Raw genomic sequence first — 14,170 nt, 5'->3', positions numbered from 1 at the left:
GGAGGCGGACGTGAAGAACCCCGTGGTCTGGTGGGAGATCAACGCGAAGGACGGCGAGGCGCTCTCGGCCTTCTACCGCCGCGTCTTCGAGTGGGAGATGCCCAAGGACGAGTCGTCCGGCATCTGGGAGCTGAACGCCGAGAAGCGGCCGGGCACGATCGGCGGGGGCATCTTCACCGGCAAGGGCGCCCTGCCCACGCACCGCTGCATCTACGTGCAGGTGTTGGACATCGAGGAAGTCTGCGCCCGCGCCCGCGAGGCCGGCCGCGAGATCCTGCAGGGGCCCTTCGCGCTGTCGGGGGTCGGGCGGCTGGCCTTCTTCACCGATCCCGAAGGCCACATGCTGGGGCTGATCGAGCCGGAGCCCAGGGCCAGCTGACCGCCCGCGTTCCGTACACGTGTACAATCCCACTTGCGACGGCGCCCGCCGCCTGCTAGAATTGCCCAATCTCGCCGTCCGGGAGGTCCACGGCGCCACTTCGCTAAGAACCTAATCCAGGCCCTTCTGCCGGACGTCGCCCCGCTGGGCGCGGCGAGCCGGCGCACCGCCGAGGTTCTCATGCGCGCCGTTGCCTGCTGCCTTCCGCTGCTTCTCCTCTTCGCCGGCTCAGCCACCGCCGCCACGCACCGCGTGCCGGGCGAGTTCGCCACGATCCAGGCGGGCATCGACGCCTGCGCCGAGGGGGACACGGTGCTGGTCGCGCCGGGGACGTACACGGGGGTGGGGAACCGTGACCTCAGCTTCCACGGGGTGAACCTGGTGCTGACGTCGGAGGCGGGGGTGGAGGCGACGGTGATCGATGCCGAGGGCGCCGGCCGGGTCATTTACTTCGGGCAGGGGGAAGACGTCCGTAGCGTCGTGGAGGGCTTTACGCTGCTCGATGGAAGCAACCCGTTCGGTGGGTGCGTCGCCTGCGAGGGAAGCTCGCCGACTCTCCGCAAGCTCGTCATCGAGGGCGGCTTCAGCTCAGGGTACTACGGCGGATCCGGCGGAGGCGTTGGCCTCGACGGCAGCCAGGCAGTCCTCGAAGACCTCTTGGTCCGGGGCAATCAGGCGGGCCACTGTACCGCATGGATCGGAACAGGGGGAGGACTGGCCGCCTATGACTCCGCTCCCACTCTTAGGCGCGTCCGGTTCGAGCAAAACCTGGCGATGGCTAGCGATCAGACTGGAGAGTGCTGCCCCGCGCCGTACGGAGGCGGTGCCTACTTCACCCGTAGCACGCCGGCGATGGAGGATGTCGTCTTCCACGACAACCATGCGGAGGCGTGCTACGCGGCAGAGCCCATGGGTGGGGGCATGTTCATCCGCGGCAGCGCGAGCATTCGCGGAGCCACCTTCGTGGGCAATACCTGCTCGCTCGGCTTCGGGTCGGCGATCTACTGCACAGAGGGCGAAGTCGAGCTCGAACGGGCAATCATCGCCTTCAACGACGTTGGCGCCTACTCCCCGCACGAAGCAGTGTGGGGTACGGTTTCAACCGTCTGCTGCCTCGCCTACGGAAACGTCCCCTGGGACTGGATTGGTGGCCTCCTTGGGCAGGGGGATCTCCCTGGCAATCTCTCCGAGAACCCGATGTTCTGCGATCTCGCCGGAGGGGATCTGCGACTGGGTCCGGCGTCGCCCTGCCTACCGATCAACAACGACTGCGGCGTGCTGATCGGTGCCTTTGGTGCGGGCTGCGAGAACACGCCCGTTCTTCTCGCCAGCTTCACGGCGGCTCCCGCCGCCGGCGCGGTAGACCTGACGTGGCAGGCTAGCCTCGGCGAGTTCCGTCTCACCGCGGCCGCCGGCGAAGCCACCTGGGACGTCCCCTGGGCCGCCACCGCCGAGGCCGTCTACGCCGCCCGGGACGTCTCGCCACAACTCGCCCCCGGGGGCGGGTTCGTCTACACGCTGGAGGGCCGCGAGCCCGGCGAGACCTGGCAGCTGCTGCGGGCCCTCACCGTGACCGTGCCGCCGGCCTTTGCCACACGCCTGTTCGAGCCGCACCCGAATCCCTTCAACCCGAAGGTCACTGTGCCGTTCTCGTTGGCCGCGCCGGGGCGCGTGCGCGTGGAGATCTTCGACTTGGCTGGCAGGCGCGTCGCGACGCTGGCCGATCGAACCTTCACCGCCGGTGCCCACGACCTGAGCTGGGACGGCGGCGATCAGGCGAGCGGGGTCTACCTGCTGCGCTTCACGTCGGCGGGACACACCGAATCCAAGCGTCTCGTACTGCTGCGATGAGGAGGTCGTGATGAAAGGGCTCGCGTTCCTGCTTTTGCTGATACCAGCCGCCGCCAGTGCGGCGACCCACCGTGTGCCGTCGGACTACGCCACGATCCAGGCGGGCATCGACGCCTGCTCCGAGGGCGACACGGTGCTGGTGGCGCCGGGGACGTACACGGGGGCGGGGAATCGCGACCTGAACTTCCATGGGGTGAATCTCGTGCTCACCTCGGAGGCCGGGCCGGAGGTGACAGTAGTCGACTGCGAGCTGCAGAGCCGCGCACTTACGCTCTCCAGCGGCGAGACTGAAGGCACTCTGGTCGAGGGCTTCACGATTGCGAACGGCAGAGCGACGTGGGGAGGTGCGATCCTGTGCAGCCAAGTCTCCGTGAGCTTCCGGGACTTGGTTTTGGTTCACAACGCTTCGGACCAGCACCCCTACGGGGGGACGGGTGGCGCCATAAGGTGTGATAGATCAGCCGTTGCTCTCGAAAGGGTGAAGTTCGTCGAGAACACGGCATGGGCTCGGTCCGACAGCTGGTTCGGGACTCGGTACGCCCTAGGGGGCGGCCTTTTTGCCTACAGTTCGCAGATCACGATGGACCACGTCGAGTTCCGCGGGAATCTGGCCTACAACGAAGTGCTTGGCTATGACGAGTGCTGCCCCTACTCAGACGGAGGCGGTGCCTTCCTGTCTGGCGGCTCCAATGTCCTTCGCAACTGCGTCTTCGTGAACAACGTCGCGTCGGTGCAGGATACGCCGTACAGCGCCGCCTCGACAGGTGGCGCCCTCTGGAGTAGCGGGGAGGCTTCCATCGAGAACTGCGTCTTTTCCAGCAATGCGGCGGATGCTGCTGCGGCCGTCCTGGCTGGTTCACATACGACGCTCACGGCGAGTGCCTTTGTCTACAACACCGAGAGCGATGCCGTTCATGCGGTGGATCCATCGCAAGTGACATGCTGTGTGTTCTGGGCGAATGACGGCAGCGATGCTGCTTTCGAGGGCATGGGGGGCAACTTGCTTGCAGACCCGATGTTTTGCGATCTGCCCGGCGGGAACTTTCGTGTCGGTTCTGATTCCCCCTGCCTGCCGGAGAACAACGACTGCGGCGTGCTGATCGGCGCCTTCGGCGCGGGCTGTGACAACACGCCCGTTCTTCTCGCCAGCTTCACGGCGGCTCCCGCCGCCGGCGCGGTAGACCTGACGTGGCAGGCCAGCCTCGGCGAGTTCCGTCTCACCGCGGCCGCCGGCGAAACCACCTGGGACGTCTCTTGGGCGGCTACCGGCGAGGGCCGCTACTCCGTCCGCGACACCGCCCCCCAACTCGCCCCCGGGGGCGAGTTCGTCTACACGCTGGAGGGCCGCGAGCCCGGCGAGACCTGGCAGCTGCTACGGGCCCTCACCGTGAACGTGCCGCCGGCCTTCGTCACGCGCCTGCTGGAGCCCCACCCGAATCCCTTCAACCCGAAGGTCACCGTGCCGTTCTCGTTGGCCGCGCCGGGGCGCGTGCGCGTGGAGATCTTCGATTTGGCCGGCCGGCGCGTCGCCACGCTGGTCGACCGGCACTTCGAAAGCGGCGCCCACGACCTGACCTGGGACGGCGCCGACCAGGCCAGCGGGGTCTATCTGCTGCGCTTCACGTCGGCGGGACACACCGAATCCAAGCGTCTCGTACTGCTGCGATGAGGAGGTCGTGATGAAAGGGCTCGCGTTCCTGCTTTTGCTGATACCAGCCGCCGCCAGTGCGGCGACCCACCGTGTGCCGTCGGACTACGCCACGATCCAGGCGGGCATCGACGCCTGCTCCGAGGGCGACACGGTGCTGGTGGCGCCGGGGACGTACACGGGGGCGGGGAATCGCGACCTGAACTTCCATGGGGTGAATCTCGTGCTCACCTCGGAGGCCGGGGCAGAGGCGACGGTGATCGACTGTGAGCATGAGTCGAGAGCGATCACGTTCGGCAGCGGCGAGGGGCCGAGCAGCCTCGTCTCGGGCTTTACCCTGTATCAGGGCAGCGAGTGGAATGGTGGTGCTATCCACTGCGAGGATGCCTCACCGACCCTACGCGAACTCGTCATCGACGATTGCGTCGCCCAGGGCATCGGAGGCGGCCTCTACCTGCGGCATAGCAGCGCTAGCTTCACCTTCTCCACCGTGCGGAACTGCCAGGCAGGGTCCCCGATTTCCTGGGGGGGCGGTGGTGGCGGTCTGGGGGCCTACGTGTCGTCGCCCCTCATCCACGACGTCCGCTTCGAGCGAAACACGGTTTGGGCGGGAGATGTCGGCGGTGAGTGCTGCCCCGAGGCTAATGGTGGTGGTGTCTTCCTCCAGTACTGCGATGTCGATCTGCACCACCTCGTGTTCTACCAGAACCAGGCCATCTTCTACACCGGAGGCAATGGCAGCGGGCAGGGCGGCGGACTCTACTCCAGAGGCGACATCACGCTGTCCGATGCGACGTTCGTGGGCAACGGAGCGCGCAGGGGCTCAGGGTCGGTGATCAAGGTCATTGATGGGACGCTGGCCCTAGAGCGGGTACTGATCGCCTACAACGGGATCGGCTGGTTTTCTCCCGGACTTCCGGTGGTGGGAGATGTGACGGCAAGTTGCTGTTTGTCCTACGGAAACACGGGCGGGAACTGGGTGGGCGGCCTCGATGGCCAGGAGGGGATCAACGGCAACCTGACGATCAATCCCTGGCTGTGCGGCTGGAAGGAGGGTGTTCTGACCGTGTCGGAAGTATCGCCCTGTCTCCCGGAGAACAACTCCTGCGGCGCGCTCATTGGTGCACTGGGGATGGGCTGTAGCGGGCCTGCTCCTGACGGCTTCGTCGCGAGCGCGGATCGCAGCGACGGGGTCTTCATGACCTGGGGCTGGACGGGGAGTCCGCCGTCGGGATTCCAGATCGAGCGCGATCACGAGACCGTTCTGGTGGGCGTGGATCCCCAGCAGCGGTCGTGGCTGGATAGCGCTGCCGAGGTTGGCGAGCACGATTACGCCCTCCGTGCCATCATCGATGGCGGAGCGAGCCCGCTGGCCTATGCTGAGGGCAAGCGCCTGACCCCGGACATCGTGGTGACGAGTCCCAATGGCGGCGAGGTCCTTCACTTCGGCGCGCAGGTCAATCTGCGCTGGTTGCCCGACGCCGGGGAGACGGGGGAGCTGGTGGATGTGGAGCTCTCGCGTTCCGGTCCCGACGGACCCTGGGAAACGCTGTTCGCGGGGACGGCCCACGACGGGCAGGAGACCTGGATCGTCGCCGGGGAGTACTCCACCAACTGCTACCTTCGCGTGAAGTCCCCCGACCGTGAAGACATCAGCGATGCGCCCTTCAAGGTGGGAACGCACGAGACCCGGGTGCCCGAGGACGCGGGCACCGTGGCGGAAGCTCTGCTCGCGACCGCTCGCCATGACACGGTGACCTTGGCCCCTGGCAGCTACTTTGAGCACGGGCTGAGCATGGTTTCTGGTGCCGTTCTGCGCGGAGACGTCGATGCGCCCGGGTCGGTGCTGGTGAACGGCCAGTGGCTAGGGCGGATCCTCGACTGCTCGAACACCGATGAGGAGACGCTTGTCGAGGGTCTGACCTTCCTGAACGGCCATGTCGTGGGCAGTGGTGGAGCGATGGTCGCACAGAGCGCCAAGCTCACGGTGCAACACTGCCGGTTCATCGGCAACACTGCGACTGGTTCGGGCGGTGCGATCTCCATGGGCAACTACGGGACCCATCCGCGATTCAGGCACTGTGTGTTCGAGGGCAACAGCTGCGGGCAGTCGGGGGGTGCAATCTCGATCCCGAACGTCAGCGCGAGCTTCTTCGATTGTCGATTCGCGATGAACTCCGCGAATGATGGTGGTGCGGTCTATGCACATCTCTCCGACCCAGACTTCCAGCGCTGTCACTTCGAGGAGAATCACGCTGTTTACAGCGGAGGCGCAGCGTACTTGAGCTGGGTCCTCATTGGGGTGACTCCAGCTCCAATCCAGTCCTGTGTCTTCGTTCGCAATCACAGTGGAGGCGACGGCGGCGCGCTGCATCTTACACTGGCAGACGTGGAGCTGACCCATCTCACCTTTGTGGCCAACGATGCTCAAGGTAGCGGGTCGGCGATCTTTACGAACTCCTACAGCTTGCTACCGATCATTTCGAAGTGCCTCATCTGGGGTTCGGGGCAGGGCGCCGTCATCGGCTGTGCGGAGGAATCCCCGCTGCTGGACTGCTGCGACTTGTTCGTGGAGGGAGAAGACGCTTGGGCGGGATGCGTGGCGGGCCAACTGGGTGCCAATGGAAACGTGTCCTTGGATCCGCGATTCTGCAATCCCGACGCCGGTGACTTCAGGTTGATGCCCGACTCCCCCTGCCTACCCGCCAACAACGACTGCGGCGTGCTGATCGGCGCCTTCGGCGAGGGATGCGACAACACCCCCGTGCTCCTCTCCAGCTTCACGGCCACTCCCGCAGCCGGCGCTGTGGATCTGACGTGGCAGGCCAGCCTCGGCGAGTTCCGCCTCACGGCGGCGGTGGGCGAGACTACCTGGGACGTCCCCTGGACCGCGACCGGCGAGGGCGTCTACGCCGCCCGCGACGTCTCGCCACAACTCGCCCCCGGGGGCGGGTTCGTCTACACGCTGGAGGGCCGCGAGCCCGGCGAGACCTGGCAGCTGCTGCGGGCCCTCACCGTGACCGTGCCGCCGGCCTTCGCCACGCGCCTGTTCAAGCCGCACCCGAATCCCTTCAACCCGAAGGTCACCGTGCCGTTCTCGCTGGCGGCCCCCGGGCGAGTGCGCGTGGAGGTCTTTGACCTGGCTGGTCGGCGCGTCGCCACGCTGGCCGACCGGCGCTTCGGAGGCGGCGCTCACGACCTGACCTGGGACGGCGCCGACCAGGCCAGCGGGGTCTATCTGCTGCGCTTCTCGGCGGCGGGGCACACCCAATCCAAGCGCCTGGTGCTCCTGCGCTGATCCCTTGCCGGGAACCCCGCGCCGCCGTTTTGTACACGTGTACAAAGCGGCCGCGATCCGCTAGGCTGCCGCTCGGAGGAACCCGACCATGAGCGCCCTCGACACCCTGCTCGCCCAGCTCGACGACACCGGCAACCCCCGGCTCGTCGACCCGGCCGCGCAATCCACCCTCCGCGAAGGCTGCGCGCTGCTGCGCGAGGAGCCCGTCCTTGGCGGCGCGCCGGTGCGGCTCTTCAGCTGCGGGGAACGCTGGCTGGTGGAGGAGACGAGCAACCAGGGCGAGATCCTCCTGCGGGCCTGGCCCGCGCGCGAGGCGGCCGAGGACTTCATCGCCCGGCGCCTGGACGACTACGATCGCATGTGGGACGGCTGAGGCTGCCGCATCGACTTCTACGGTCGATAGCGCCGGCGGCGCGACAAGGAGCGACGATGACCACCACCACCCGCAACAGCTACGGTCTCTTCCTCGACCTGCCCGGCAGCGTGGCCGACTGGCGCCCGCGCGCCGAGGCGGCGCTGAAGGCCGAGGGCTTCGGCATCCTCACCGAGATCGACGTGCAGGCCACCCTGCGCGCGAAGCTCGGCGAGGAGGTGCCCGCGCAGGTCATCCTCGGCGCCTGCAATCCGCCCCTGGCCCACGGGGCGATGGTGGCCGAGACGGACATTGGCCTGCTGCTGCCCTGCAACGTCACCCTGCGCGAACTGCCGCCCGACCCGACCGAGTCCAGCCGCAGCGTTCACACCCGCATCGGGATCATGGACATCGCCAGCCTCATGGGCGTGATCGAGAACCCCGCGCTCGGTCCCATCGCCGCGCAGGTGAACGAGCGCCTCGCGCGCGTGCTGCAGGCCCTGGGGAACGAGGCCTAGCCGGTGGCGTCCCCGCCCCGGCCAACGCCCTTCCTCGGCGCCTTCGGCTGGCGCCTCTTCCTGTCCCTCGCCGTGCTCAGCCTGCTCACCGCCGCGGCCGTGGGCGCGCTCGCCTACGTGCGCGCGCGTCAGGCCCTCGAGGCCGAGGCCATGGCGCACATGCGGGGGGTGGCGCGGGAGCGCCGGGCGCGTCTCGAGAGCTGGTTCGACGAGCGCCTCGCCGACATGCGTCTGCTCGACACGCTCGTCGAGGAGCAGCTCGCCCGCGCCCCCGCCGACAGCGCCGCCCTGCGCGCGCGTCTGGAGCTGCTGCTCAGCCGCCAGGGCGCCTATCGCCGCTGCCTGCTGCTGGACGCGGCGGGCGACGTCGTCGCGCAGGCCGGCGCCACGCGACCCGACCACGCCGCGCTCGGCCAGCTGCCTTCCCTGCGCGAGGCCGCGGCCACCGGCGAGCCGGCGCTCGGCCCCGTGGCGCTCGACCCCGCGGGCGACCCGGTGATGCACCTGGCCGTGCCGATCAGCGTTCGCGGACGTCCCTGGGGCGCGCTGCTGGCGGTGATGCGCCCCGGGCAGACCATCCAGCCGATCCTCGCCGACAGCACCGGCCTCGGCCGGACCGGCGAGACCTACCTCGTCGGCGCGGACAGCACCATGCTCACGCCCTCGCGCAACATGCACCACCCGCCCGCGCTCACGCACAAGATGCCCACCGTGGGCGTGCACGCCGCGCTCGCGGGGACCAGCGGCAGCGCGGTCTATCGCGGCGTGCTGGGCGAGGACGTCCTCGGCGCCTGGGAGTGGCTGCCCCGCCAGCAGTGGGCGCTCATGGCGGAGATCGGCACGACCGAGGCCTTCGCGCCCCTGCGTCGGCTGGCGCGGCAGATCGCCCTGCTGGCCCTGGCGGCGCTGCTGGTGGCGCTGCTCCTGGCCGTGGCGGTGTCGCGGCGGCTTTCGCGTCCCTTGGTGGCGCTGGCCGAGGCCAGCGAACGCGTGGCCGCCGGGGATCTGGCCGTGCCATCGCTACCCCGTGGGCCGGGCGAGATCGGGGGGCTCGGGGACCGCTTCACCGAGATGGTCGCCGCCCTCGCCCGCAGCCGCGAGGCGCTGGCGCGCAGCGGACGCGAGCTGGCCCGCGCCGAGCAGCAGGCGGAGCTGGGGTTGCTGGCCGGCGGGCTCGTCCACGAGATGCGCAATCCGCTGGCCGCCGTGAAGATGAACCTCTCCAGCCTCGCGCGCGGCGCGCAACTCGACGCCGTGCAGGCCGAGCAGCTCGCCCTCGCCCGCGAGCAGGGTGAGCGGCTCGAGCGCATGCTGGGCGAACTCCTGGACTACAGCCGGCCGGTCACGGCGATGCCGGGCCTGGTGGTGGCCGCCGAACTGGCGCAGCAGGTGGACGAGGCCAGCGCGGCGGCCCTGACCGACTGCGGCGTGCGCCTGGAGACCGCGCTGCCCGCGCTGCCTCTGCGCTTCCTCGGCGATCGCGAGTTGCTCGCCCGGGCGCTGGTCAACCTCGTGGTGAACGCCGCGCAGGCGGCGCCGGCCGACGGGCGCGTCCAGCTGCGCCTCACGCGCGATCCGGACGGTCTCGTGCTCGAGGTGACCGACCGCGGCCGCGGCATGCCGCCGGCCGTGCGCGAGCGGCTCTTCGACCCCTTCTTCACGACGCGCGAGGAGGGCGTGGGCCTGGGCATGAGCGTGGTGAAGCGGATCGTCGACCTGCACGGCGGCCGTCTCGCGGTGGAGTCCGACGAGGGCCAAGGCACGCGCGTCCGCATCCTGATTCCCGAAGACGGCCCCGCGCCCGGAGGCACGCCGTGACCCAGCTGCTCATCATCGACGACGACCGCGCCATCCGCCGCAGCCTCGAGCTGCACCTCGCCGGACGCGGCTTCAGGGTGCACCAGGCCGGCGACCTGGCCGCGGGCGAGGCGCTCTGGCGGGAGGTCGGCCCCGACGCGGTGATCCTCGATCTCAAGCTGCCGGACGGCGAGGGCCTCGACCTGCTCGAGCGCATGCAGCTCGAGCCGCCGCTGGCGCCGGTGATCATGATCACCGGCCACGACGACATGGAGAAGGCGGCGCTGGCGATCCAGGCCGGCGCGGTGGACTACGTGCGCAAGCCGCTGGACGTGGACGCCCTGGACGCCGTGCTCGACGCCGCCCTCGCCCAGCGCCGCGCGGCGGGCCCGCCCGCCCTGGACGCGGGCGGCGCCGACAGCGGCCCGCCGCACCGCATCATCGGCAAGAGCCGCGCGATCCTCGAGCTGCACAAGGCCATCGGGCGCGCGGCGCGCGGACGGGCCAGCGTGCTCATCCGCGGCGAGAGCGGCACGGGCAAGGAGCTGGTGGCGCGCGCGCTGCACCGGGCCATCGCGCCCGAGGCGCCCTTCGTGGCGGTGAACTGCAGCGCGCTGGTGCCGACCTTGCTCGAGAGCGAGCTCTTCGGCCACGAGCGCGGCGCCTTCACCGGGGCGTCGTCCCGGCGCGAGGGGCGGCTCGAGCTGGCGGGCGCGGGCGTCCTCTTTCTCGACGAGATCGGCGACCTTCCCCTCGACCTGCAGGCCAAGCTCCTGCGCGTGCTGCAGGAAAGGGAGTTCCAGCGGGTGGGGGGCAACCGCAGCCTGCCCTTCCGCGCGGTGCCCATCGCCGCGACGCACCGCGACCTCGAGGCCCGCGTCGCCGACGGCAGCTTCCGCGAGGACCTCTACTTCCGCCTGCGGGTGGTGGAGATCGTCGTGCCGCCGCTGCGCGAGCGCAGGGAGGACATCCCGCTGCTGGTGGAGCACTTCCTCGCGCTCTACAACGCGCGTTTCCACCGGCGGGTGAGCAAGGTCTCGCGCGCCACGCTCGCGCAGCTGGAGGCGCACGACTGGCCGGGCAACGTCCGCGAGCTGGAGAACAGGCTGCAGGCGGGCATCATGGCGAGTCCGGGCGAATCCCTGGTGCTCGACCTGGCGGCCGACGCCGCGCCGATCGCGCCGACTCCTGCCGGAGACTGGCAGCGCAGCCTGGCGGAGGTGGAGGCCGAGCACATCCGCCGCGTACTCGACGCCTGCGGCTGGAATCAGGGCCGCGCCTGCGCCGTGCTGGGCATCAGCCGGCCCACCCTGCGCAAGAAGATCGCGGACTACGGCCTGCGCGAGGATTGAAAGATCCTTTCAATCCCGTTGAAACGGGCTTTCAATCCCGGGGGCCTTCCCCCGGGCACGACGCTATTTAATCCATTGAAATAAAACAGCTTGACACTCGCGCCCCGCTGGCACGCCGGATGCGGTGGCCCCCACGACCCCGGCGGGATGCCGGGACTCGAAAGGAGACATCCATGCGCGCGAAGACTCCCCTCACCCTGCTCGGACTGGCCGCCATCGCCGTGGCGCTGCTCGTGGCGATCCCCGTGATCGCGGGCGAAGCCGACACGCAGCCCATGAACAAGGGCCACATGCAGCACGGCCAGATGCAGTCCGGCGACATGCAGAAGGGCACCATGCCCAAGGCCACGATGATGAAGGTCTACACCGCCGACAGCCTCTACACCTGCCCCATGCACGCCGAGGTGGTCAGCGCGGACCCCACGCAGGACTGCCCGATCTGCGGCATGCACCTGAAGCCCATGACCGCCGAGCAGCGCAAGGCGCTCGATTCCACCGAGCTCGTGGGCTGCCCGATGGACCCCATCGTCATGCCCATGGCGAAGGATCAGGACAAGTGCCCCGTCTGCGGGATGAAGCTGTCGCCCATCCCCGTGCCGACCAAGCAGGCCGACAAGGAGCCGGTGAAGAGCTCCACCACGCACGCGGCGACGGAGCAGAACTAGCATGAGCGTCCAGGGCAGCAAGGCGACTCCCCGCGCACGGGAAGACGGTCTGCAGCTCCGCCAGCTTCCCGTGACCGGCATGCACTGCGCCAGCTGCGCTCTGACCGTGGAGCGCAGCCTGGCGGCGGTGCCCGGCGTGGCCGAGGCGAGCGTGAACTTCGCCAGCTCGAAGGTGCAGCTTCGCTACGACCCGGCGAAGGTGAGCGAGGACGCGCTCGTGCACGCCGTCGAGGAGCAGGGCTACGGGCTCGACATCCCGGCGCCGGACGCCCCCGCGGTGGAGGAGAGGGATCGCGAGCAGGCCACGCGCGACCGGGAGCTGGCGAGCGTCAGACGCCGTCTCGCGGTGGCGATTCCGTCGGCGGCCCTGGTCTTCCTGCTGGGCTTCGCCGGCCACCTGCCCGGCCTGCGCGCGCTGCCGGAGACGGGCCTGCGGCTCGTCCAGCTCGCCCTGACGCTCCTCGTGCTCGGCTGGGCCGGCCGCGAGTTCTTCACCGGCGCCTGGGCGGCGCTGCGCCACCGGCGCGCCGACATGAACACCCTCGTGGCCCTGGGCACCGGCGCGGCCTTCGCGTATAGCGCGGTGGCCACGCTGGTCCCGCTGCTCACGGGCCGCTTCGCAGGGCAGGACGTCTACTTCGACACCGCGGCGATCATCGCCGCGCTGATCCTGCTGGGGCGCCTGCTCGAGGCGCGGGCCCGCGGGCAGAGCTCCGCGGCCATGCGCAAGCTCATGGATCTCGCCGCGCGCGTCGCCCACCGTCTGGAGGACGGCGCCGAGCGCGACGTTCCGGTGGATGCGCTCCAGGCCGGGGACCGCGTGCGCGTCCGACCCGGCGAGAAGATCCCCGCCGACGGCCGCGTGGTCGCTGGTCGCACCCTCGTGGATGAGTCCATGCTCACCGGCGAGCCCGTCCCCGTGGAGAAGGTCGAGGGGGACAGGGTCGTCGGCGCCACGCTGAACCAGCGGGGGAGCATCGAGGTGGAGCTGACCCAGGTCGGCCGCGACACGATGCTCGCCCAGATCATCCGGCTCGTGGAGGAGGCCCAGGGCTCCAAGGCGCCGATCCAGCGCCTGGCCGACCGCATCGCGGGCGTCTTCGTCCCCGTGGTCATGATGCTGGCCATGGCGGCCTTCGTGCTGTGGTTCGACCTCGGTCCGGACCCGCGCTTCCTGCACGCGCTGACGGCCTTCATCACCACATTGATCATCGCCTGCCCCTGCGCGCTGGGTCTCGCCACGCCCACGGCCATCATGGCCGGCACGGGGCGCGGCGCGGAGCTGGGCGTGCTCATCAAGGGCGGCGAGAGCCTCGAGCGCGCGCAGCATCTGGACGCGATCGTCCTCGACAAGACCGGCACCCTCACCGAGGGCAAGCCCCGCCTGCGACAGCTGCTGCCGGCCGCGGGCCAGAGCGAGGGCGCGCTCCTGCGACAGGCGGCGGCCCTGGAGGCGGACAGCGAGCATCCGCTCGCGGAGGCCTTCCGCGACGCGGCCAGGAAGCACGCGCTCGACCTGCCCCGGATCGCGGACTTCGACGCGGCAGTGGGTCAGGGCGTGAGCGGCCGCCTGGAGGGCCGCCTGCTGCGCCTCGGCCGTCTCAGCTGGCTGGAGGAGGAGGGCGTGGACGCCGCCGCGCTGCGGGGGGGCCGCGAGCGCGCGGCTGCCCTGGAGGCGGAGGGCCAGACCGTCGTGCACCTGGCCGCCGACGGGGACTACCTGGGCGCGCTGGCCGTGGCCGATCCGCTCAAGGAGGGTTCGGCGGACGCCGTGGCCGCGCTGCGCGCCATGGGCCTGCGCGTGATCCTGCTCACCGGCGACAACCGGCGCACCGGCGAGGCCGTGGCGAAGGCGGTGGGCGCGGACGCGGTGGAGGCCGAGCTGCTCCCCGCGGACAAGGCCGCGCACATCGCCGCACTGCAGAAGAAGGGCGAGCGGGTGGCCATGGTCGGCGACGGCCTCAACGATGCGCCGGCCCTCGCGCAGGCGGACCTGGGCATCGCCATCGGCACCGGCACCGACGTGGCCATGGAGGCCTCGGATCTCACCCTCGTCCACGGCGATCTGCGCGCCGCGCTGCGCGCGCTGTCGCTCAGCCGCGCCACGATGCGGACCATCAAGCAGAACCTGTTCTGGGCCTTCGTCTACAACGTGCTGGGCGTGCCCATCGCCATGGGCGCGCTCTACCCCGTCTTCGGCCTCGTGCTGTCGCCGGTGATCGCCTCGGCGGCCATGGCCATGTCCTCGGTGTCGGTGGTGAGCAACAGCCTCCGGCTCCAGCGTTTCCAGGCCATCCAGTGAGGAGATGA

At 69.9% G+C, this 14,170-nt stretch carries 10 protein-coding genes; all 10 read left to right on the top strand.

Going from position 1 to position 14,170, the window contains the following annotated elements:
* Positions 1-10: 10 nt before the first annotated feature.
* Positions 11-379 (top strand): VOC family protein, encoded by a 369-nt coding sequence (locus H6693_08590; GenBank protein ID MCB9516240.1) that lies wholly within the window; start codon positions 11-13, stop codon positions 377-379.
* A 180-nt stretch (positions 380-559) separates the two neighbouring features.
* On the top strand, positions 560-2,230 hold the full coding sequence (locus tag H6693_08585; GenBank protein ID MCB9516239.1) for a T9SS type A sorting domain-containing protein: 1,671 nt from the start codon (positions 560-562) through the stop codon (positions 2,228-2,230).
* Positions 2,231-2,240: 10 nt separating this feature from the next.
* Positions 2,241-3,899, top strand: coding sequence for a T9SS type A sorting domain-containing protein (locus H6693_08580; protein ID MCB9516238.1), 1,659 nt, complete (start codon positions 2,241-2,243; stop codon positions 3,897-3,899).
* A 10-nt stretch (positions 3,900-3,909) separates the two neighbouring features.
* Positions 3,910-7,176, top strand: a complete 3,267-nt coding sequence (locus H6693_08575; protein ID MCB9516237.1) for a T9SS type A sorting domain-containing protein — start codon at positions 3,910-3,912, stop codon at positions 7,174-7,176.
* Positions 7,177-7,264: 88 nt separating this feature from the next.
* The gene (locus H6693_08570) at positions 7,265-7,549 is read left to right on the top strand and encodes a hypothetical protein (GenBank protein MCB9516236.1); all 285 of its coding nucleotides are present in this window, start codon (positions 7,265-7,267) and stop codon (positions 7,547-7,549) included.
* 56 nt (positions 7,550-7,605) lie between these two features.
* Entirely contained in the window at positions 7,606-8,046 is a 441-nt protein-coding gene (locus H6693_08565; protein MCB9516235.1) for a DUF302 domain-containing protein, read from the top strand.
* A gap of 3 nt (positions 8,047-8,049) precedes the next feature.
* Positions 8,050-9,864, top strand: coding sequence for a sensor histidine kinase (locus H6693_08560; protein MCB9516234.1), 1,815 nt, complete (start codon positions 8,050-8,052; stop codon positions 9,862-9,864).
* The gene (locus tag H6693_08555) at positions 9,861-11,195 is read left to right on the top strand and encodes a sigma-54-dependent Fis family transcriptional regulator (GenBank protein MCB9516233.1); all 1,335 of its coding nucleotides are present in this window, start codon (positions 9,861-9,863) and stop codon (positions 11,193-11,195) included. The genes H6693_08560 and H6693_08555 overlap by 4 nt, the downstream gene beginning before the upstream one ends.
* 173 nt (positions 11,196-11,368) lie before the next feature.
* A complete protein-coding gene (locus H6693_08550) occupies positions 11,369-11,860 on the top strand; it encodes a hypothetical protein (protein ID MCB9516232.1) in 492 nt (163 codons plus the stop codon).
* Between the two features lies 1 nt (position 11,861).
* Positions 11,862-14,162 (top strand): copper-translocating P-type ATPase, encoded by a 2,301-nt coding sequence (locus H6693_08545; protein MCB9516231.1) that lies wholly within the window; start codon positions 11,862-11,864, stop codon positions 14,160-14,162.
* The last annotated feature ends 8 nt before the right edge of the window (positions 14,163-14,170 follow it).

The organism is Candidatus Latescibacterota bacterium (assembly GCA_020633725.1).
Classification (GTDB): Bacteria; Krumholzibacteriota; Krumholzibacteriia; order JACNKJ01; family JACNKJ01; genus VGXI01.
Note: the sequence above shows the minus strand (reverse complement) of the source record. Positions and strands in the feature narration are given on the sequence as shown.

Excerpts from the sequence above, each read along its gene's own strand:
- H6693_08585 (MCB9516239.1), top strand. The coding sequence starts at position 560 with ATGCGCGCCGTTGCCTGCTGCCTTCCGCTGCTTCTCCTCTTCGCCGGC.
- H6693_08580 (MCB9516238.1), top strand. The coding sequence starts at position 2,241 with ATGAAAGGGCTCGCGTTCCTGCTTTTGCTGATACCAGCCGCCGCCAGT.
- H6693_08575 (MCB9516237.1), top strand. The coding sequence starts at position 3,910 with ATGAAAGGGCTCGCGTTCCTGCTTTTGCTGATACCAGCCGCCGCCAGT.
- H6693_08570 (MCB9516236.1), top strand. The coding sequence starts at position 7,265 with ATGAGCGCCCTCGACACCCTGCTCGCCCAGCTCGACGACACCGGCAAC.
- H6693_08565 (MCB9516235.1), top strand. The coding sequence starts at position 7,606 with ATGACCACCACCACCCGCAACAGCTACGGTCTCTTCCTCGACCTGCCC.
- H6693_08550 (MCB9516232.1), top strand. The coding sequence starts at position 11,369 with ATGCGCGCGAAGACTCCCCTCACCCTGCTCGGACTGGCCGCCATCGCC.
- H6693_08545 (MCB9516231.1), top strand. The coding sequence starts at position 11,862 with ATGAGCGTCCAGGGCAGCAAGGCGACTCCCCGCGCACGGGAAGACGGT.